Annotated in this window: 21 protein-coding genes; 14 read left to right on the top strand and 7 right to left on the bottom strand. The window is 36.2% G+C overall.

Annotated features, from left to right (window positions below; genetic code table 11):
- Window positions 1-233: 233 nt before the first annotated feature.
- Window positions 234-1,112 carry a twin-arginine translocase subunit TatC gene (tatC, locus tag F6K22_RS05925; RefSeq protein ID WP_293094533.1) on the top strand — a complete coding sequence of 293 codons (879 nt, stop codon included), beginning with the start codon at window positions 234-236 and terminating at the stop codon, window positions 1,110-1,112.
- A gap of 276 nt (window positions 1,113-1,388) precedes the next feature.
- On the opposite strand, the gene F6K22_RS05930 is transcribed toward tatC, so the two are convergent.
- On the bottom strand, window positions 1,389-2,861 hold the full coding sequence (locus F6K22_RS05930; RefSeq protein ID WP_293094536.1) for a mechanosensitive ion channel domain-containing protein: 1,473 nt from the start codon (window positions 2,859-2,861) through the stop codon (window positions 1,389-1,391).
- 18 nt (window positions 2,862-2,879) lie between these two features.
- A complete protein-coding gene (locus F6K22_RS05935; protein WP_293094539.1) occupies window positions 2,880-3,680 on the bottom strand; it encodes a cyclic nucleotide-binding domain-containing protein in 801 nt (266 codons plus the stop codon).
- 859 nt (window positions 3,681-4,539) lie between these two features.
- Between F6K22_RS05935 and F6K22_RS05940 the strand changes: the two genes are divergently transcribed.
- Window positions 4,540-4,875, top strand: a complete 336-nt coding sequence (locus F6K22_RS05940; protein ID WP_293094542.1) for a tRNA-binding protein — start codon at window positions 4,540-4,542, stop codon at window positions 4,873-4,875.
- Between the two features lie 21 nt (window positions 4,876-4,896).
- Here the strand turns inward: F6K22_RS05940 and F6K22_RS05945 are convergent, their stop codons facing one another.
- On the bottom strand, window positions 4,897-5,214 hold the full coding sequence (locus F6K22_RS05945; protein ID WP_293094545.1) for a DUF3067 family protein: 318 nt from the start codon (window positions 5,212-5,214) through the stop codon (window positions 4,897-4,899).
- A 298-nt stretch (window positions 5,215-5,512) separates the two neighbouring features.
- On the opposite strand from F6K22_RS05945, the gene petC reads away from it, so the two are divergent.
- Together petC and petA are read left to right on the top strand one after the other, a co-directional pair.
- The gene (petC, locus tag F6K22_RS05950; protein WP_293094548.1) at window positions 5,513-6,052 is read left to right on the top strand and encodes a cytochrome b6-f complex iron-sulfur subunit; all 540 of its coding nucleotides are present in this window, start codon (window positions 5,513-5,515) and stop codon (window positions 6,050-6,052) included.
- A 131-nt stretch (window positions 6,053-6,183) separates the two neighbouring features.
- Window positions 6,184-7,161, top strand: coding sequence for a cytochrome f (gene petA, locus F6K22_RS05955; RefSeq protein ID WP_293094551.1), 978 nt, complete (start codon window positions 6,184-6,186; stop codon window positions 7,159-7,161).
- An 892-nt stretch (window positions 7,162-8,053) separates the two neighbouring features.
- Here petA and F6K22_RS05960 read toward each other — a convergent pair.
- Window positions 8,054-8,452, bottom strand: coding sequence for a Uma2 family endonuclease (locus F6K22_RS05960; RefSeq protein WP_293094554.1), 399 nt, complete (start codon window positions 8,450-8,452; stop codon window positions 8,054-8,056).
- Between the two features lies 1 nt (window position 8,453).
- On the opposite strand from F6K22_RS05960, the gene F6K22_RS05965 reads away from it, so the two are divergent.
- The 4 genes from F6K22_RS05965 to F6K22_RS05980 all read left to right on the top strand — a co-directional run bounded on the left by F6K22_RS05965 (window position 8,454) and on the right by F6K22_RS05980 (window position 11,162).
- Window positions 8,454-8,630: a hypothetical protein gene (locus tag F6K22_RS05965; RefSeq protein WP_293094557.1), complete on the top strand. Its 177-nt coding sequence runs from the start codon at window positions 8,454-8,456 to the stop codon at window positions 8,628-8,630.
- 3 nt (window positions 8,631-8,633) lie between these two features.
- Entirely contained in the window at window positions 8,634-9,059 is a 426-nt protein-coding gene (locus F6K22_RS05970; RefSeq protein WP_293094585.1) for a serine/threonine protein kinase, read from the top strand.
- A 255-nt stretch (window positions 9,060-9,314) separates the two neighbouring features.
- Window positions 9,315-9,569 carry a hypothetical protein gene (locus F6K22_RS05975; RefSeq protein WP_293094560.1) on the top strand — a complete coding sequence of 85 codons (255 nt, stop codon included), beginning with the start codon at window positions 9,315-9,317 and terminating at the stop codon, window positions 9,567-9,569.
- A 744-nt stretch (window positions 9,570-10,313) separates the two neighbouring features.
- Window positions 10,314-11,162: an alpha/beta fold hydrolase gene (locus F6K22_RS05980; RefSeq protein ID WP_293094562.1), complete on the top strand. Its 849-nt coding sequence runs from the start codon at window positions 10,314-10,316 to the stop codon at window positions 11,160-11,162.
- Window positions 11,163-11,740: 578 nt separating this feature from the next.
- Here the strand turns inward: F6K22_RS05980 and F6K22_RS05985 are convergent.
- On the bottom strand, window positions 11,741-12,754 hold the full coding sequence (locus F6K22_RS05985) for a patatin-like phospholipase family protein (RefSeq protein WP_293094564.1): 1,014 nt from the start codon (window positions 12,752-12,754) through the stop codon (window positions 11,741-11,743).
- Between the two features lie 148 nt (window positions 12,755-12,902).
- On the opposite strand from F6K22_RS05985, the gene F6K22_RS05990 reads away from it, so the two are divergent.
- The 6 genes from F6K22_RS05990 to F6K22_RS06010 all read left to right on the top strand — a co-directional run bounded on the left by F6K22_RS05990 (window position 12,903) and on the right by F6K22_RS06010 (window position 18,162).
- Entirely contained in the window at window positions 12,903-13,697 is a 795-nt protein-coding gene (locus F6K22_RS05990; RefSeq protein WP_293094567.1) for an SDR family NAD(P)-dependent oxidoreductase, read from the top strand.
- A gap of 477 nt (window positions 13,698-14,174) precedes the next feature.
- Window positions 14,175-14,618, top strand: coding sequence for a photosystem II protein PsbQ (psbQ, locus tag F6K22_RS05995; protein WP_293094569.1), 444 nt, complete (start codon window positions 14,175-14,177; stop codon window positions 14,616-14,618).
- Window positions 14,619-14,983: 365 nt separating this feature from the next.
- Window positions 14,984-16,153, top strand: coding sequence for an NAD(P)/FAD-dependent oxidoreductase (locus F6K22_RS06000; protein WP_293094572.1), 1,170 nt, complete (start codon window positions 14,984-14,986; stop codon window positions 16,151-16,153).
- Between the two features lie 361 nt (window positions 16,154-16,514).
- Complete coding sequence (locus F6K22_RS41760) at window positions 16,515-16,766, top strand: BrnT family toxin (RefSeq protein ID WP_363272937.1); 252 nt, start codon at window positions 16,515-16,517, stop codon at window positions 16,764-16,766.
- Window positions 16,767-16,794: 28 nt separating this feature from the next.
- A complete protein-coding gene (locus F6K22_RS06005; protein WP_293094575.1) occupies window positions 16,795-16,947 on the top strand; it encodes a hypothetical protein in 153 nt (50 codons plus the stop codon).
- Window positions 16,948-17,598: 651 nt separating this feature from the next.
- Window positions 17,599-18,162 carry a Uma2 family endonuclease gene (locus F6K22_RS06010; protein WP_293094578.1) on the top strand — a complete coding sequence of 188 codons (564 nt, stop codon included), beginning with the start codon at window positions 17,599-17,601 and terminating at the stop codon, window positions 18,160-18,162.
- 128 nt (window positions 18,163-18,290) lie between these two features.
- Here F6K22_RS06010 and F6K22_RS06015 read toward each other — a convergent pair whose 3' ends face one another.
- Entirely contained in the window at window positions 18,291-19,250 is a 960-nt protein-coding gene (locus tag F6K22_RS06015; protein ID WP_293094581.1) for a 3'(2'),5'-bisphosphate nucleotidase, read from the bottom strand.
- A gap of 1,115 nt (window positions 19,251-20,365) precedes the next feature.
- Window positions 20,366-21,536 (bottom strand): HEAT repeat domain-containing protein (locus F6K22_RS06020; protein ID WP_293094583.1); only part of this gene is annotated, 1,171 nt, incomplete at its 5' end.

A 21,536-nucleotide genomic window follows, 5' to 3' on the forward strand; every position in this document is an offset into this window, starting at 1 on the left:
AACTTTTATGTATAATTAATATAAAATCTCAAATAAATATGACCAAAAAATAAGGTCTCAAGCCTCCCCTTTTAAGGGGATGAAAAAGCGGTCGGAAAGCGGAGCATGACAAACGGATGGGATGGATGGGTTACCTAAGCATATCCAATCGACCAAGAGAAAATATTCGCCTTATGTATTTCAAGGCACTGGTTTTAGCCAGAGGTACTGATAACTGATAAGTGATAACTGAAATGACACCTCCAGAAATTAATACTCCTCCAGAGGATTCAAATAACAATAATTTAACTCCTATAAGTTTAAAAGATCCAGAGATTAGGTCTGATAATGATGGTAAAGTGGGCAATATTGCTTCGCCACCCTTAAGCGATCACCAAAATTCAGAAGAAAATGATTATCTTGACCAAGTTCCTGATGAAGTTGAGATGTCTATTTTTGACCATCTCGAAGAGTTACGAATGCGGATATTTTATTCTTTAATAGCAGCAGTAGTAGGTATCATAGGTTGCTTCATTGTAGTTAAACCCATTGTCAAATTTCTAGAAATTCCTGCTCAGGGAGTAAAATTTCTTCAACTTGCTCCAGGAGAATACTTTTTTGTCACTATTAAAGTAGCTGCTTATAGTGGTCTTCTATTAGCAAGTCCCTTCATACTTTATCAAATAGTTAAATTTGTCTTGCCTGGTTTAACTATTAGAGAAAGACGATTTCTTGGACCGATTTTCTTAGGATCTACAGTTTTATTTGGATTGGGATTAGTATTTGCTTATTTTGCAATTGTACCAGCAGCTTTGAAATTTTTTATTGGTTACGGTGAGGCAGTAGTAGAGCAAGCATGGTCAATTGAAAGATACTTTGAATTTGTATTGCTATTAATGTTTAGTACGGCATTAGCATTTCAAGTTCCGATTCTACAATTATTGTTAGGTATTGTGGGAATAGTTACTTCTCAACAAATGCTCTCTGGTTGGCGGTATGTATTGTTAGGGTCTGCCGTTTTAGGAGCTGTTTTAACCCCTTCAACTGACCCTTTGACTCAAAGTTTATTAGGTGGAGCGGTAGTTGTTCTTTATCTTGGAGGTAGTTTGGTTGTTAAGTTAATTGGCAAATAAAAAATACTGGCTTGACTGAACTATTAGTAGTTGTGGCAAGCATTTTGGGCAAACAAAGGTAGAAAAATAAAGGTACAATTCTTCCGACTACCTCCTCTATAATTCCCCTCTCAACTCTACTAAAATATGCTTTGCTGAAAAAAGGTTTCAAATTAAATTATACAGTATTAACATTTCCCTACTACCTACTCCCATAGTGCCAAAAGTAAACTGGTTATTTTACATAGGTATTTGTAGAATATTCTGACTCATAAATTCTGTCTCCTGACTCCTTCTTTATATCCCAAATAAAGTATAAATTCGGTTCCTAATCCAAACCAGAGCTGTTTTTTGGGAGGTTGTTTGGTCATGCAATAGTCCTAAGTTTTTTAAAGTCTCTAAACGTTGAGATAATTCTTCAGAAATTTTGTCTGCTAGTCTTTGATGTTTTGCCAAAAGATTTTGTAGATTTTCTTGGTCTACTACAAATAATATTGTATCTTCTAAAGCACGAAGACTAGCTGTACGAGTAATTCCTAAAAGTGGTGACATTTCTCCAATAAATTCTCCTGCGTATCTAGTAGTAATATACTTATTTGCCTTTTCTGAAAATACTTCCACCGAACCAGAAAGTATAATATAAAATGAGTCTCCTGGTTCTGCCTCTCTACAGATTATTTCACTTCTAGGAATAATTTTTCTATATCCATTTTCAATCACATCTCGTAGTTCGATACTATTACAATTCCTGAAATAACTAATCTGTCGTAATAAATCTCGTAAATTCGATTCTGAGACTTTGTATTTAGTCTTTGGTTGATTTTTAAATAGGGTATTTGACTGGTTCCTTTGATTTTCTTCAACTGTTGTCAACTCTGCTTTTTGATGCTTTTGAATTAAATCGTTAATATTACGAATATGTAAATCTCTTTGAGGAAAAGGAACTTCAATATTCCGGGAACGTAATTCTGAGTCAATCAAAAAATTTAAAGAACTTTTGATTGGGTCTGTGAGAGGAGGATATTTAATCCAAACTAATAGTTCAAAATTTAAGGCACTATCTGCCAACCCTTTAAACCAAACTTTTGGCGAAGGATTTGATAAGACTTTTTTTTCCTTTCTAGCTGCATCTAAAAGTGCTTCTGTTACTAAAGTTGTATCGCTACCATAAGCAACTCCAATAGGAATATGTAGACGACATTTTGGGTCTTTGTGACTCCAATTAATAATATCTTTTTCTACCAGACAATTATTGGGAACAATGACAAAAATACCATCAAGAGTGCGGATTACAGTTGACCGGATTAAAGTTTTTTCTACTATTCCTGATAAGTCATCAACTTCGATAAAATCTCCTACTTTAATTGGTTGGGCAATCAGAATTGTTAAACCACTAATAAAGTTACTAACAATATTTTTGAGTCCGATACCTATACCAATACTTAAAGCACCAGCAATCACAGTAATTGAAGTTAGGTCAATGCCTGTGTTATGTAAAACTATTAAAACCCCAACTATTGTAATTATATAATTAATAATAGTGGCGATCGCTTCTCTTGTACCTTTTTTTACTCCTAGACTAACTAATATCCATTCATTCATCCACTTTTTTATTGTACGGGATAAAAATATTACTACAATGATTGAGAAAATAATTTCAGTAATATTCTTGATGGAGAATGATTGATTCCCTAATTCAAATATCTCTGTTTGAAAGATTTGAACTAAAAAATTAAATATATTTGCTATTTCTATAAATATCCGATTCATAGGTTTCAGCTAATCCTTTTATAGGTAATACAAAATAGCCTTTGCTGTTGATATATTTGTTGCTAAAGGTACTTGATAAACGTCACACAATATTAAAAATGCTTCTATATTCAGTTGGTTTTTTACTGCTAATATGGGTGTTCTTAAATAGATAACTGCTGATACATTTCCTGACATAATCAGCGAACCAACTGCTGTTTCTGTTCCAATCAACCTTTGATAATCTAGATATTTGCCTATGTTGATGTTGATATTAATTTCTGTTGATAAGATATGGGCTAATTTCGGGGTAATTGCTATTGGATGACTTTGCCAAAAATCTTGATGTTTAACAATAAAATCTATAACCGGATAGTATTCATTTTCGTTGGCAATTATAACTATATAATTATTTGTATTTTTTGTTTTACTTTCTTGCAATTTTTGCCAAGTCGATCTTGTCAAAACACTGATTAATTTAATCGCAATTTTCGGATGAGTATTCTTGATTTTCTCAATATCATCAAAACTAATTACAGCTACTTCCCCATTACTAGCAGCTACTACATTAGCACTTCTTGATTGTGACTGAATTAATGCTATTTCTCCTAATAATTCCCCTTCAGTTCGAGTTACTAATACTTCTGAATTTTCAACAATATTGACTTCCCCTTGGAGAATAATTCCTAGATAAGTACCTATTTCTCCTTTTTTCATTAGCACTTGTCCTGCTAAGAATTGGTGGCGAGATATATAATTACTGAATGCTTGAATTTCCTCTGTGTAAAATTCACGAAAGACTTTGAGTTTTAGTAAAGCATTTACTACCTCGTTCATCATCTCTATCCTTTTTTTATTGCACATATTTATATCATATCTGGTTCAATAGCGATCATAAACGGCAATAGGTAACAGGCAATAGGAGGGATAAAGAAAGTCATTTCAGTTAACAGTTAACAGTTATCAGTTATCAGTACCTCCTGTAATAGCTATGCATGATCAACATCTTTCTTAACATAAAACGTAGACATTAAATAGAAGTTATGTATAAGTCTTTTGAAAGGCTTTTTTCTCAGAAAAGTGTATTGAATTAGACATAAAGAAGTGAGAAATGCACCCCAAGATTCTTACTCCCCCCTCTTCCCCCTCTTCCCCCTCTCCCCACCCTCCCACAAGATTTTCAGGAGTTCCTTATCAGGGATAGCTGTAATAGGGAGGCTTGAAATACGGAATATTCTTTTCTCTTGGTCGATTGGAGGCAAGCGAGGTTTCCCGAAGAGTGCAGAGCCGCTCCGAAGTTCGCCATCCCATCCTAAGGTCATGCTCCGCTTTCCGACCGCTTTTTATCCCCTTAAAAGAGCAGGCGTAACTACCCAAATTTTTCCGTCAAGCAGAATGGGGAGAGCAAAGTTTTTTGTTTCGCTTTCGCTTTTAGGCTATCGCCGACATTAAACGCGACATGCAACGCGTAAGTAGAACGGGGTTCTATCACTAATTATCCGGACACAATATTTAGATATAAATAAATAGTCTGCTTTGAGCTAATTATGAAACTCTTTTTGCAACTATCAAATTTTTGTCTAATCTGAATAAATAGCTTCAACTATCCCTTATTTATCATTTAGAAATATAGGCAATTCAAGACTGAAAATACTTAACTAATTTATACTATTCAATATTGCTCAGGGAAGATTAAAAAATGAGTCAAATCACTTATAATAATTTTCAAGATATAGAAATAAGAGTGGGAAAAATTATCACCGTAGAAGAATTTCCTCAAGCTAGAAAACCAGCTTATAAACTTTGGATAGATTTTGGTGAATTGGGGATGAAAAAATCTAGCGCTGGATTAACAAAACTGTATATTCCTCAAGATTTAGTGGGCAAACTAATTTTAGCAGTTACAAATCTACCTCCACGTCAAGTAGCTAACTTTATGTCCGAAGTTTTGGTTCTAGGAGTAGTAATGGAGCATGGAGAAGTTGCTCTAGTACAACCAGATCGAGATGTACCAATAGGCTTAAGAATTTTATAGCGTCTTGATTTTCCTGCCACATCAAAATTCTTCTACCATCCATTCTGATGCTCTCTCACCTAAATCTAAAGGAATACTAACTGCCTTACCTAACCGTGGTCTTTCCTTTGTATTCTCAATATAATTCTTGACAGTTTCTACACCACCAAAACCGTTGATATAGGTGGCTATGGCCTCTAAGTGGGCAAAATATTCTGCTTCTGTCATGGGGAAAGATACCTGTTCAAGATACTTCCACATCACCTGCACAAATATTTTGCCCTTTGTCCGTCGTAGTTGAATATCATAAGACTTACCCCACTTTGCCAATAATAATTGGTGTAATTCCTCGCCCGTCATATCCACACCTAAGATTTTCTATTGAGTTTAGTTTCTATCACAGCTTTATTGTGATATAATATATTTTTTTTTATCAATAACTCAATAATCTATTGCTAATTGCCTACAAAATATTTACATTTCTTAATAATAACAGTAGAAGTTAAAACAATGTAATAATAATCAGGAAACGGCCTTAAGGCAGAATTGTTCTATCTAATAGAAGATTGTCAACTTGTCCGTAGTCGCAGGCTAACAGCAATTATATTTTTGTCTGCACATAATTAACGTAAATTAACAAAGAACACCCAACGTATTCATGGCTCAAGCAGAAGGAACACCAGATGTACCCGATATGGGGCGTCGCCAATTTATGAATCTTCTCACCTTTGGGACTGTGACAGGGGTAGCCCTTGGAGCCCTATATCCAGTCGTTAACTACTTTATTCCTCCATCTAGTGGTGGAACTGGTGGTGGAATAACAGCTAAAGATGCCCTTGGTAACGATATTATAGTCAGTGACTTTTTAGCCAGTCACAATCCTGGAGAACGAACTTTAGCTCAAGGTTTTAAAGGAGACCCTACTTATGTAGTGATTGAAGGAGACCAAACCTTAGCTGAGTATGGGTTAAATGCAGTATGTACTCATCTAGGGTGTGTAGTACCTTGGAATGGTAGTGAGAATAAATTTATCTGTCCCTGTCATGGCTCTCAGTATGACAGTACAGGCAAAGTAGTGAGAGGGCCAGCACCTCTATCTCTAGCATTAGTTCATGCAAATGTTAGTGATGATAAACTGGTATTCACTCAATGGGAGGAAACAGATTTCCGTACCGGGGAAGATCCTTGGTGGGCTTAAAAAATTTTTGATTGGTAAACAATCAGTCATTGAAGCAGACAGTTGCTATCCGTTATACCTCTAATGCTTAATGGTGGTATAACGTTAAATTTGCAGAAGTTTTTGATTTTTGAGAGAAGACATAACAAATAATGTCAAATATAAATTTATCAGCCTTATGGGGTAGTTTTGTTAGGCAGATCGCCAAGACAATGTTAGTAGCGATCGCTTCTATATCACTATTTCTCACAAGTTCCCCGGCAGCAAATGCCTATCCATTCTGGGCACAAGAAACTGCTCCAGCAACTCCCAGAGAAGCTACAGGCAGACTTGCTTGTGCTAACTGTCATATTGGAGCAAAACCTACCGAAGTAGAAGTACCTCAGTCTGTACTACCAGATACAGTATTTAAAGCCATTGTCAAAATTCCTTACGACACAAGTGTTGAACAAGTATTAGGAGATGGTAGTAAAGGTGGCTTAAATGTAGGTGCTGTATTGATGTTACCTGATGGCTTCAAAGTAGCACCGGAAGATAGAATACCTGAAGAGTGGCGAGAAGAAGTCGCGGATCTTTACTTCATGCCTTACTCTGAAAACCAAGAAAATATTCTTCTATTCGGACCAATGCCTGGGGATGAATACCAAGAGGTTGTATTCCCTCTGTTATCTCCAGATCCAGCAACAGATAAATCTATCCACTTTGGTAAATATGCTGTTCATGCTGGAGGCAACCGAGGTCGTGGTCAGGTTTATCCTGCTGGTAATAAGAGTAATAATACTGTTTACAATGCCGCTGCTACTGGTAAGATTACTGACATTACTTTTGAAGAATATGTTGGTAATCAAATTACTATCGAAACTGCTGATGGTGAAACTATCGTAGATACAGTTCCTCCAGGTCCTGAACTTTTGGTTGGTGTAGGAGATACTGTTGAAGCAGGTCAAGTTATTACTAATGACCCCAATGTTGGTGGTTTTGGTCAAGCAGATGCTGAAATTGTACTGCAAGATGCAAATCGAGTTAAATGGTTGATGGCATTTTTTGCCTTGGTTATGTTAGCTCAAATTATGTTGGTTTTGAAGAAGAAACAGGTAGAAAAAGTTCAAGCTGCAGAATTGAATTTCTAGGTTGGCTGAATTTTTCGGTTAAAAATTGACTGATGAGGAGTAAAGCGTCAGGAGTGGAGGTTGATCTTCATTTCTAAAGCTTTGCTCCTTATGATATTTATAAAAGCCATTTGGTATTTTTGCCCGCGATTAAATTTTTGAGTTACGAGTCGGGAGTGGAATAGAGGTAATACAAGAAAAATATTGAAAAATACTCCCCTATTCTCCTACTCCCTTATACCAATTTTATTAAATATTGCTACAGTCACGACACAGGGAATGGGGAACAGAGAAAGAAAAACATAATAAAGAATAGGAAAAAATGTTTAATTTTTATAATTTATCGAATTTATAATTTTTTTATTGTAGGAATAATCACAAATGTTGAGATATGATCGCCTATGCATGAATTTGGTATTACTTCTCTGATTAGAATCAGAAGGTGCATTCGGTTAGATCGCCATGTTAGCTAGCACTAACTTTTGCATTATGTGAAGCTTATGAAAATAATTGGATTCCATTTCCGAAAAAATGATGATACTATCTAACTATAATGGTTTGTTTGCTAACCTACATGATTTTTTATTCAACTAAAAATACTATTGTTTCTTGGGGATAGAACTCCGTTCCGCTTTCGCTGCACGACATGAAAGGCGGAGCAACTGCGACAGCTATAACTAATGTAAAAGATACCAAATGGGTTGTATAAGGAAAAAAGAAGAAGGTTTCAAAGGAGTAAAAACTTAAAGAAGTGGTGGATTTTCCCCAGCACCTACACTACTGGCAGGCAAGATGTCCGGACTACAGAGGTTTGAATTAATATTTGTTTTAAATCTGCTGTAGGTGTATTTCATACTAGAGAAGTTCAGTATTTAGTAGATTAGGTTGAGGAACGAAACCTAACACATTAGGTTCATAAATCAAAATTAACTTTGTCATACAAATTAGCTAAATTAATCTCAAAATCAATAAATTTTAGAGATAATTTACTATCCTCTCCTTTATGTTCAGATAATAACCATTGTCCGGATTCTGTTTTAGTAAATTGTTCAACCTGCATCGTATATTGGTCGATTAAAATATATTCTTTAAAAGTTGGAATTGTGCGATAGGCAGCAATTTTTTTACCTCTATAAAAATCCTCAGTTGATGTTGATAAAACTTCGGCAATAATTATAGGATTAGTTAGAGCATCTCGCCTTCCTTCCTGAAATTGTAATTCACCCTCAATTATCATTACATCAGGATAGGCGTAGGTTTTTGCCATAGGAATCCAAAGTCGTTTTGAGAGGGAAGCTAAAGTTATTGCCAATTTGCATCATCCTCAAATTCCCAAATATTTGAATTATTTTTATATCGATACAGAGCAAGATAGATGGTTTTATTTAATTCGTGAATTACTGTCGGGAAATTCCTTAGCAACTTGGGTGGAAAAAGGTTGGCATCCGACAGAAGCGCAAGTTAAACAAGTAGGAATTCAAATCTTATAAATTCTGAGTTATTTACATCAATTAAATCCGCCAATAATTCACCGGGATATTAAACCGGAAAATATTATTTTACGACCTGATGAAAAAATATTTTTAGTGGATTTTGGAGCAGTTCAAGATATTTATCGTCAGACAATATCTTTCAGTGGAACATTTGTAGGAACTATTGGATATATGCCTCCAGAACAGTTAAGAGGAAAATCTTATTGTGCATCAGATTTATATAGTTTAGGTGGAACTTTATTGTATTTATTCACCCATCGTTTCCCAGATGAACTACCTCAAAAAAGAATGAAAATAGATTTTCGTTCTTGTGTGGAAATTTCACCAGAATTTGCAGATTGGTTAGAAGTAATATTAGAACCGATCTGGGAAGATAGATTTCAGTCGGCAACAGAAGCCTTGAATGTACTTAGTAATAAATCATAAATTATTTCTGATGATTATTCTGTAGTTAAATATCCTCTTAAAAAACCTGTAAAAAGTAGAGTTACTTTGCAAAAAACATCTAGAAGCTTAATTATTAAAATTCCATCGAGTTGTTTTGCTTATCCGAAGTTTTGGTTTTAAGAATTATTCTGGCTTATTTACTATTTACTGATTTTTTCGATAATTTTAAATGACTTTATTCTCAATATATATCAGTTTTTTATAGTGGTACAATTATTCAATATACAGGTAAAATTGAGCATTAAAGCTGATATACAAATTTTTAAAGATAAGTTTTTAATTAACTGGAAAAATTGGTACTTTCATTGTCAAAAACAAGGTCAAGTAGAAAACATTGCCAAATTAGAACAAAATCTTAGTCTTATATTTGCTTTTTCCCACTTAAGTCAAAGAGAAAAAGAATGGTTAGTTTCTGAAATCATGTATTTTCTAGAAGAATTAAAATTACCAATTAAACTAGAAAAATCAGGAAAAAAATTATTAGATTAATAAATATTTTCATAAATTTTCCTTTAATTATTATTCCCTGAGAATACTATCATCTCAAATCCTACATTACCGAATTTTAAGCAGTGCTTCAAAATAAGATTTAATATATTAATCTCTAAATAACTAATATGAAATTCGTTAATGCTTGCTACGAAATATTGATAGGGAGATGGGGAGATTTGTAAATAGCACATTTTTTTGTATTTCATATAACTATAAGTAGTCGTGCTTTTAGGAATTTCCTAGTTGAGAGAGGGAAAAGGGAAAACTTAACTGGGAACAGAAAGTAAATCGGATGTGTAATTAATTTTGCTTATCAACTTCGCAACATGAAACGATTCGTGAAAAAAACTATCTTTTCATCCAGTTTTACTTTGGGTTTGGAGACCAAACCCCTACGATAAAATTTTACAACCTATCCGCAGATTACTATGTTTTATAAGTATAGTGTTTTTCAATGAGATGTAAATCTAGATGGAGGTTTCTTCTAAGAAAAAAGTGCTGTCTTGAGTATTTCATATCCTGATGTTGACTACTATTTAATGCTGTTTTTCCTTCTTTACTATTCCCTCCATACCTCCATATCTCCATACCTTTTTTATAGGACTCGGTTTCCATATCCCAAATAAAAACGCTATAGTTATTTTTCCTGCAAAATAAAGTAGTTTAATCTCATCCCCATCAATTATTCCAATAAAATGATATAATCGCCAAGTTAATCTAGTCAAAAAATTAATAAAACAAGTGTCACTTGAGAAAAAAAATATAACAGTCGGTTCCCTCGAATGGTTTTATAGAGAAGCTCAACCAGATGGCGAAACAGATAAACTACCAGTATTACTATTACATGGCTTACCTTCTCAAAGCCATAGTTGGACTATAATTATGCCTGAATTAGCTCAAGCAGGTTATCGGGCGATCGCTCCGGACTGGATAGGTTGTGGTTTGTCTCCTAAACTAGATAAAAGAGATTTTCCCTACACACCAGAAGCTTTTATTAACGTTTTAGCAGAATTAATTAATAGTCTAGAAATTGAACGTTTTTATCTAGTTGTGCAAGGATTTTTAGGCTCGATAGGTTTACAATATGCGTTACGAAATCCAGAAAAAATTGAACGTTTAGCTATTTTAAATACTCCTCTTTCTACTGCTGCAAAATTACCTTGGCAAATTCAACAATTAGGGATACCTTTTGTTGGAGATATGCTTACTCAAGACCCTCTATTTGTGGATAGAACTTTAGAAAAAGGTAGTCGTTTAACAGTTGCAGATGAAGATTTAGAAGTTTATCGTAGCCCTTATCTAAAAAGTTCTGCTGCTGGTAGAGCTATATTAGCAATTGTGCAAAAATTAGACTTAAAAAAATCAATGGCAGAAATTGAATCTGGCTTTAAAGGATGGCAGCAACCAACATTAATTATTTGGGGAATAAAAGACCCTTGGTTAGATATTAGTCAAGCGGAAAATTTAGCGAATATTTGTGAGAATGGAAAGTTAGTTAAATTGGCAGAAGCAGCACATTATCCCCAGGAACATTGGTCGGGAAATATTATAGATGAACTACTATTATTTTTGAGGCGAACAGAAATTTAGAAATAATTTATTTCAATTTTAGAAAAGAGGGGGTAGGGAGTAGGCAGCAGGGAATAGGGGTAAATAATTGATTATTTCTGTAGGATAATTGATTTTATTTGTCATTTTTGGATATGTCTAATAGACATCTAGGAAAAAACTGGCTTTCTGAGTTCGCCTGCGTGGGTCCTGAAAATGTTTGAGAGTCTGAGTTTCTTGGTAGGTAGTATAGTCATTACAGTTAAGATTGAGACACTTAGGAATGAGGATTTTATTATCTACAAAATTCATATGTATAATACCATCAATAGATATAGTTTCATCCTTAAACTTCTGGAGTTTATTTAATCCTCATTCCTTAACCTCGATCAAATCCTTGGAAATCAGGGATTTAGCCATCTCATTTTTATTTGAAACGACTATAAGTGTAAAGATACAGCAAATTCCAGATTAATGTGGTAAATATTTTTTGCTTGCTCCCCATCTCCCCATCTTCCCATCTCCCCATCTCCCCATCTCCCTATCTCTCTATCTCCCCATCTCCCTATCTCTCTATCTCTCTACTCTCTAAAACCATCAATTAACTTTAGCGATAAAAACTACCAGTTAGCCAATAATTTTTCTAACTTTTCTTTTACCTCTACCTTATTAATATAGGAATCTGTTTCCTTTAAGAGTGCCTGCAAATTTGTTTGCCGAGCATCATCCATTGCTAGTAATGGATCCTTGAGAGGTAGTTGTAGACGAATATAACGTGGTTGATTATCATTTTCCGTCCCACCTATGATTTGTTCCGCAACATATCGATGTACATCAGGGGGAGCATCCATAAATACATCTGCAATGCGCAACCCCCACTGAATAAGTCCCCATCCTCGCACTTGCTCCCAGTGTATTGGAGATGCCGGATCTCCAGTACCAATAGATATTACTTTAATTTGCTCAATAATATCTCCTACAGATTTATGAGAAGACTGGCGTAATAGCTTGATAGCCTCTGCCACAGCACAAGAAACAGGATTATTAGCACAAACCCCTCCATCAATCAAAGAGTATACCTGCCCATCTTGTTCAATGCGGTGGGCCGGAAAATAAGTAGGAGCTGAGGCAGAACAAAGACAAAGTTCCCACAGTGGAACTTTAGCATACCAGCGATCGTGACACCAGCTCTTAAATATCACAGGATTACGGCTAATAGTATCGTAGCTAGGAACAATAATTTTTAACGAATCCATCAATTTATTAGGATCGGGTGTAATTTCAGGAAATTTCTTCTCTCCATATTGCTCCTGAAGTACGGCCATCAAGCCTTCGTCTGAAAACTTGGGAGCAGAAAGACCATATTGGAAAATTAGTGGTAGCCTTTTGGGTGAGAATAGAGATTGGTAAGGAAATATTTGCAAACCTTTCTCTAGATATAGATTTAGCAATTCTTCAGGGCTTTTCCCTAGTCCAATTCCTACAGCTAATATAGATCCTGTTGAAGTACCAGCTATTAGATCGAAGTGGTCTTTTAAAGGGCTACCTAATTGCTGCTCAATCTTCTGAAGAATATAGGCAGGCATAACACCTCTAATACCACCACCATCTAAGCATAAAATGCGAAAAGTCATAATTTATTATCTCCAGTATTGATTTTCCAATATTAAACATAATTAGAGGTAAACTAAATAGTAATTTTACATTACTTTGCACTAAAGCTTGATGATAAAGTATAATTAGTTGACAAAAATCTGAGAATTATATCTGATTTTAAGCTAAATGAAAACTGCATTAATTACAGGTGCTTCTGCTGGAATTGGTGAAACTTTTGCTCAAGAATTAGCAGTAAGAAAAAACAATCTAGTATTAGTTGCTCGTTCGGAAGAAAAATTACATAAATTAGCAAATACTTTACAAAATCAATATCAAATTCATACCGATGTAATAGTTCAAGATTTAACAACACCAGGAGCAACAAAATATGTCTTTGAAGTAGTTTTAAAAAAAGGATTAACTATAGATTTATTAATTAATAATGCTGGTTTTGGTGACTATGGAAATTTTGCCGAAAGACCTCTAGAAAAGCAAATAAATATGATTCAATTAAATATTACTGCTTTAGTAGAATTAACACATCTATTTTTACCCGGAATGCAACAACGCAAGTCCGGTGGAATTATTAATGTTGCTTCAATTGGTGGATTTCAACCTTTGCCTTATATGTCCGTTTATGGCGCAACAAAGGCATTTGTTTTGAATTTTAGTGAGGCTTTGTGGGCAGAAAATCAAGATTCAGGAGTGAAGATACTCGCCCTTTGTCCTGGACCAACAGAATCAGACTTTTTCCAAAGAGCAGAATTTCCTAACTCTGCTGGAGAAACTTCAAAGCCAAAATTGACATCTGCACAAGAAGTAGTACAAGATGCTCTTCAAGCATTAGAAAAAAAACAATCTAATATTGTTACAGGAGGTCTGTTAAATCAAGTAATTGTTAATACTTCTCGTTTCCTCCCACGAGAGACTTTAGCTAGTGTAGTAGAAAAACAGTTTAAAAGTTTTGAGCAAAATAAATAAGTATAGCCCTACGCGCAAGTCAAAAATCAGTAGGGGTGAATGGCCATTCGCCACTACAAAAGCGAGTGCGTAATTCTGAGGAAACCTCAGAATGTAAGACGCACTTCACCACAGTCAAAAGTAATCTATGACTAAATTTTTCCTGCCTAACTGGACTTTGAGATTTTTTACACTGAAAATGGCTTCAAACCCAGTATTAGCAAGGAAAATACCTGAACTTGCTTAAAATGGCTGAAACCTAAATATATCAAGAAAACGTTTGATTTCAAGTAAAAACATTACTGTATAAAGGTTTGACCTTAGTTTTAACCTGTTTTTTCATAAAGTCCAGCTAAATGTTCAGCTAACAGAATTTACCAATGTCTGTGCCCTAAATGCACAGTCCTATAAATATACTTCCTATTGCCAAAATGGTCATTTCCATCTTAAATCTAACAATAGAATACTAAAACTAGCTTTGGCAAATAAAAGGGGATTATGTTAAACAAACGGTCGATAGTAGCATGGGTAATGGCCCTATTAGTAGCATTTTTGGCAAGTTGTGGTTCTCCGACACCACCGCCAACCTACTCAGATGCTCAATTACAAAAAATAGAACTCTCTGCTGCTGGAATACAAGCTTTGCGCGATCGCATGGATGAACTAGAAAGCCTAATTCAACAAGGGGAATGGGTAAACGTGCGTACATTTATCCATGGACCTTTGGGAGATTTACGAAGTAAGACTACTTATCTGACCCAAAGTCTATTATTACCAAAAGACAAAACACCTGTACTGGATGCAGCAAAAGAAATATTTGAAGACTTAGAGGATATTGATGTAGCAGCAGCAGAAGGAGATAAAAATCAAGCTCTGAGTAACTACAAAGAAGCAGTAGCAGATTTTGACACTTTCTTAGGTTTAGTGCCAAAAAATAGTTAAATAGCTTTCAGCTACTAGCTATCAGCTAAAGTCAAAACTATTGCAATCTTAAATTAGGTTGTAATATTTTATCCTAGGGGTTTGGAGACCAAACCCCAGAGAAAATGGAATTTGGAAAGCAAACCCCTACAGTTTTTTCAGAAATCTTTACCAAAAAATTAACGTATAAAGCCTTCTATTTCAAGAGAAAAAGTGGTCGGAAAGCGGAGCATGACCTCAGGATGGGATGGCGAGGAAACCTCGCCATCCCTCGACCAAGAGAAGAAAAAAAATCCTTTTAGTCAATCCTATCTGTTATAAGAAGAAAGAAGAGGTAATTATTAATTATTAATTATTAATTATTGAATCCCTACTCCCTATTAAAAATGACTCATATAGTAATTATTGGATGTGGAATAGTTGGAGCGGCGATCGCTTATCAACTCAGCAAAATAGAAGGTTTAAAAATTACAGTATTAGATAAACAAATGCCAGCTCAAGCATCTACGGGTGCTGCTTTGGGTGTTTTGATGGGAATCATTAGTCAAAAAGCTAAAGGCAGACCTTGGAAAATGAGGCGGATGAGTGTGCAAACTTATCACAGTCTAATTCCTGAGTTAGAAGCAAAAATAAATCGCCCTATTTCCCATAACCGTCAAGGTATCTTACAGTTGTGTTTGCCTGGAGACGATCTAGATAAATGGCAAAGATTAATAGATATTCGGGAAAAAGACGGTTTGCCATTAGAAATGTGGGATGTGGAACGACTGAGCGATCGCTGCCCCCATATCCAAATATCCGAAGTAACCGCAGCTATTTATTCTCCTCAAGATTTACAAATTAACCCTGTAGAGTTAACTTTAGCTCTAGTCGAAGCTGCTCAACAAAATGGTGTTAAATTTCATTTTGGAATTACTATTGCGCAATATAAAACTATTTCTCATCCCAAAAATGAATATAGTTGTCGCCAAGTACACATAAAAAGTTTAGATGAGACAAAAAGAGCTCCTGCTTTACCAGATGTAGACTGGTTGGTTGTTGCTGCGGGGTTGGGTTCATTGCCATGTTTGCAAGGAATAAAAGGAGGTAAACTACACTCCCTGCAACTCAAGCGCAAATCTAATCTTGATAATAGATTTACCATAGTACCTGTATTGGGTCAAGCCTTACATCTGCAAGTGTCAGCGTCTTTAGGAAATCTGGATTTTCAGCCAGTTATAACTGGGGATGACGTGCATATTTTACCAGTAGCAGAAAATGAATATTGGGTGGGATCGACAGTTGAATTTCCCAATGATATTGGTGAGGTAGTTGCTGACTCAAGTTTATTAGATACAGTGATGGCGAGAGCAATTAGTTTTTGTCCGGGTTTAGCAGACGCAACTATTCTCAGGAAATGGTCTGGTTTGCGACCTCGCCCAGAAGGTCAAGCTGCTCCAGCAGTTGGTTATTTAGAAGGGTTTAAAAATGTGTTGTTGGCAACAGGTCATTATCGGAATGGAGTGTTGTTAGCTCCAGCGACAGCAGAAGCAGTTGAGAAAATGATTCTGAAGTGAATTTAGAATTCAGAATTTAGAATTCAGAATTGAATTTAGAGTTCAGAATCTTATAATTCATATCAAATATCATTAATCAGCCATAATAATACCGTTTCACGAAATTCAGGCATTAAGATTTAATAGACAGAAAACTTTGACATTTCAATAGTTTCAAGGGATTATTTGACATTATAATTATGTAATTCTTACAACTACTATATTTTCTATTATAGCAATTCCCAGAGTTATGAGATACAATTGTTTTTCTTCTTTTCTGTTCCCTGTTCCTAGTTAAGTGTTCCCTCAAACCTAAAATTTTGTACCTCACGCTTTTTGGGAATTGCTATATAATAGATTTGTACTTAATTTAAGATGATACATTGATTTCGATTATAACTTTGATTGGAATCCAGCCAAAGAAAAACAAAATATTCGCAAACACAAATTAAACTTTCGTTTAGCATCAACTATTTTCCGTGATAGTTATCAATTAACAATATACGATGAAGAACATAGTCAAAATGAAGATAGATGGATTACCGAAAAATTAAGGTATAAAGCCTCTCCATTCATGGAGAAGAAAGAAAAAAAATTCCTTTTAGTCAATCCTCTTCTTTATAAAAAGAGGTAATTATTAATTATTAATTATTAATTATTAATTGTTGAACATACGCTTAGATGAAACAGGTATTTTAAGAGTTGTCGTCCATACCTTCAAACAAATTAATAAATCCTCCTATCTAATACGGATTATTTCAGCTATTCAAGCTACTTTTACCGAAATTCAAGCTTATCAAAAGAGGCAATTATGAAATCATAATTCGACTTTTATTAAGCAGAAAAAAGCAAATTTTACCATCGCGATGCTAAGTTTAATTAGGGCTTGCTGATTAAATCTAAAAGTATTTACAGATAAAGTTTTTAGCATTTTTGGGGTCGAAAAAGGTGTCTGGTTTTCAGATCTTCACGCTCAAAAAGTTAGTATTTTAGGCAAGAGTTGGGCAGAAAAATCAAGGGAAAATTCTTACTCCTACCTCCTCTAAATTCCCTTTTTTCCTGTCTCCTGTCTCCTGTCTCCTGTCTCCTACCCTCACCCATAAGACTTTTTCAGCAAGCCCTAATTACTCCATTTATCTCGAAACAGATGTAGAACAATTTGTCACTAAAATTGCTGAACAGAAAAAAATTGACCTACAAATTTTAGTCAATGAATAGTTGATAAATCATATTAAAAACATGACTGACGAGTAAAATTATTCTCCCAAAGTATCCTAAAGTTTAGACATCCGTTTATCAAAATTAGCTCGTTACATATAGTCGTCATTGCGACGAAAGGAAGTAATCTCAAGGGCTTAGGAGATTGCTTCCTTTCACTCGGTTTCAGTCGCAATGACTAGGCTATAGTAATTATTCGGATTTGATATTAGTGATACAATTATGATAATATCTCTATTCCTAAAATTATGATTGCCAACCCAAATAAAAATGACATTTCTCCTGAAGAATATCTAGCAGGAGAAGAAATAAGTTCCATCAAACACGAATACATTAACGGACAAGTATATACAATGGCAGGTGCTAGTGATGCCCATGTCACTATTTCCCTCAACCTAGCTTCAGAATTAAGAAGTTATCTGCGAGGCAGTGGTTGTCGCGTCTATATGTCAGACATGAAAGCTCATATAGAAACTGCCAATACATTCTACTATCCTGATGTGATGGTAACTTGTGATGCGAGAGATAAAGCCTTGCAAGATCGTAAAAAATATCCTTGTTTAATTGTGGAAGTTTTATCTGAAAACACAGAAGCATTTGATCGGGGAGACAAATTTGCCAACTATCAGCAATTACCAACCCTGCAAGAATACCTCTTAATTAACCAAAAACGCCAACGTTTGGAATGCTTTCGTCGCAATCCAGAGGGACTTTGGGTATTGCACACCTATACTCAAGGCAGTCAAATTCACCTAGCAAGCATCGACTTTCGCACTAGCATTGATAATTTATATGAAGATGTCACTTTTTGAAGTCAGAAGTCAGAAGTCAGAAGTCAGAAGTAATCTATAATAACTTTCGACTTTTAACTTTTGACTTGTATATAGCGCTATACTTCCCAGATATAAATATACTTTATTTATTTAATCTCTACAGGTGTCTATTCTTTTAAAGCAGATAAAACCTGGTCGTGAATTATCCCATTACTAACAACCACACCCCGGTTATCAACCATTTTCGAGCCATCAGCAAAATTTAACGGTTTACCATTAATATCCGTTACGCGCCCCCCTGCTTCCTCAACAACGATCGCTCCAGCAGCATGATCCCAAATATTTTCCCGATAATTAGGAGACTTCGGTGACGGCAAACGCAAATATAAAGCAGCTTTTCCAGATGCCACAATACCATACTTCGCCTGGGAGTCTACCCTAACTGATGGTGCAGTAATACCTGCTGCCTTTGCCACAGCATTCTGACGGTCTTGGTCGCCGTGGGAACTTTCCACACTTTCAACAAACCGGAGATTAGCAGTATCATCCGCCTGGACAACCTTAATAGGAGTTAATTCGCCTCCTGCTATTGGCATCATTGCTGCCCCTTCACCCCGCACCGCTACATATAGCATTCCTGGTTTGTTATTTTCCACTGGCATTGCCGGGCAAGCTAACACCCCGACCTTCACTTCTCCTGCCTCCACTAATGCTAGTGCCACTGCATATTGGTCTTGACGTAAGAACCCTTTTGTGCCATCAATAGGGTCTAACGTCCAATAACGGGGTCCAACTTTACCGTTACCTTGATTAATCCACTGTACCACCTGTTCTGGAGTAGCATCTGTAATTTGTTCTTTGACATAATTTGTTACTTTTGTCAAGTTTTCCGCCATTTCCGGAGTCTGTAGATCGGTTGCATCTTCTTCTCCTACCACTGGATCATCGGGAAAAGCCTCAGCCAAAACCTTGCAAATCAATGCCTGAGCGCCATAGTCAGCAATAGTTACAGGGCTTTTGTCTCCCTTTTCCATTGCGGGGGGAATATTACCGCGCACTTGTTCGCAGAGTTTAGCTGCTGCTAGGGCAGATTCTATTGCTATTTGTTTTTCGCGATCGTATGCCATGAGTAGTTTTAAATTTTAGGTACTTTTTATAGCATAGAAGAAAAATTGCACCACCCATCACCTCGGTTGGGTGCTTCATAAAATGTATTGACTGTTGCGACATACGCAATAGAAGCAAAATTTCACTACCCATCACCTCTGGCTGGGTGCTTCATAAAATGTATTGACTGTTGCGACATACGCAATAGAAGCAAAATTTCCCTACCCACCACCTCTGGCTGGGTGCTTCATAAAATGTATTAACTGTTGCGACATACGCAATAGAAGCAAAATTTCACTACCCATCACCTCTGGCTGAGTGCTTCATAAAATGTATTGACTGTTGCGATATACGCAATAGAAATAAAATTTCACTACCCATCACCTCTGGCTGGGTGCTTCATAAAATGTATTAACTGTTGCGACATACGCAATAGAAGCAAAATTTCACTACTCATCACCTCTGGCTGGGTGCTTCATAAAATGTATTAACTGTTGCGACATACGCAATAGAAGCAAAATTTCACTACTCATCACCTCTGACTGGGTGCTTCATAAAATGTATTAACTATTGCTCTATAGGCGGCTTTGGTGATTTTGGCTATGATTTTTCTTGAAATGGCGATTGCCCAACTCCTAATTTCAAAGCATTTTATATTTGACCCTCTTTAGATTTGATAGCTTGATTAACCAACGCCGAAATTTCTAAAAGAGGTAGTTAATTTTTAGGGCAACTGTTGCGCAACAGTTTATTTTTAAAACAACTAATGAATGTTTGACTGATGAGGGGAGCAGGATACTCCCACTGCCTAATTATTTAATTTTGACAGACTGCCTAATCGTTTTAACTTTCCTCACCTACAACCAAATACCACAACACATCAATACCTCTGCCGACATATTCTGAATCTTAATGTTGTTGAATCTATTGAACAATAGTTAACAGTTAACCTTTGTAGGTTGGGTTAAGCGACAGCGAACCCAACATATACCTAATTATTGTTGGGTTTCCTTAAAGTCAACCCAACCTACAAAACTCAAAATTTCCGTAGAGAAACGCACCCTACTAGACTAGACTCTTAATCGGTACATCCGTGCCATAATCTGTGTGGGCTGCCGTCAACCCAACCTACGCCTTAACTTTCCTCACCTACAACTAAATACCACAGCACATCAATACCTCTGCCGACATATTCTGAATCTTGATGTTGTTGAATCCATTGAATAATTATGGGGAGGATATTGTTGGATTTTTTGCCCAATTTGCCCAAAGCTTTGGCTGCGTCATTGCCCACAAAATAATCTTCATCCTGAAGCAGAGGTAGTAGGGCGTTGACTACCGTCTCCGAATGTTTGCCCGATTTGCCTAAAGCTTCGGCTACCTGCGTACACACAGTAGAATCTTCATCCTGAAGCAGAGGTAGTAGGGCGTTAACTACCGTCTCGGAATTTTTGTCCAATTTGTCCAAAGCAAAGACTGCGCTCCAACGCACATTAGAATCTTCATCCCGAAGCAGAGGTAGTAGAGCGTTGACCACCGTCTCCGAATTTTTGCCCAATCTGCCTAAAGCTTCGGCTACCTGCGCACACACAGTAGAATCTTCATCCTGAAGCAGAGGTAATAGGGCGTTGACTACCATCTCCGAATTTTTGTCCAAATTGCTCAAAGCAAGATATGCTCTCCAACGCACATCAGAATTATTATCGTGAAGTAGAGGTAGTAGGGCGTTGACTACTGTCTCCGAATTTTTGCCCCATCTGCCTAAAGCAAAGGCTACCAGCGCCCACCCAGTAGAATCTTCATCCTGAAGCAGAGGTAGTAGGGCGTTGACTACCGTCTCGGAATTTTTGCCCAAATTGCCCAAAGCAAAGGCTGCCTTCATACACACAGTAGAATCTTCATCCTGAAGCAGAGGTAGTAGAGCGTTGACTACCGTCTCGGAATTTTTGCCCAATATACCTAAAGCAAAGGCTGCGCTCCAACGCACATTAGAATCCTCATCCTGAAGCAGAGGTAGTAGGGAGTTGATTACGGTTTCTGAGCTATTCTCCAAATTTCCCAAAGCAACGGCTGCTAACATACGTGCACTAGAATTATCACCCTGAAGCCGTGCCAACAACTCCCCAATTACCTCATCCTTTTCCCCTAACTCTGCTCGATACTTCAGCATCCTTTCCTTATCAATCAAATCTGCCCGCTTTTTCAACATCTCCAAAACTTGTCTCTCAAAGTCCGTTTCATAGAAACTACAAAAAATCTGATAAACCTCCTCCCGAACTTTCTCACCAACCTTCTCCTCACTACTC

It is taken from the genome of Okeania sp. SIO2F4 (genome assembly GCF_010672385.1).
Taxonomy (GTDB): domain Bacteria; phylum Cyanobacteriota; class Cyanobacteriia; order Cyanobacteriales; family Microcoleaceae; genus Trichodesmium.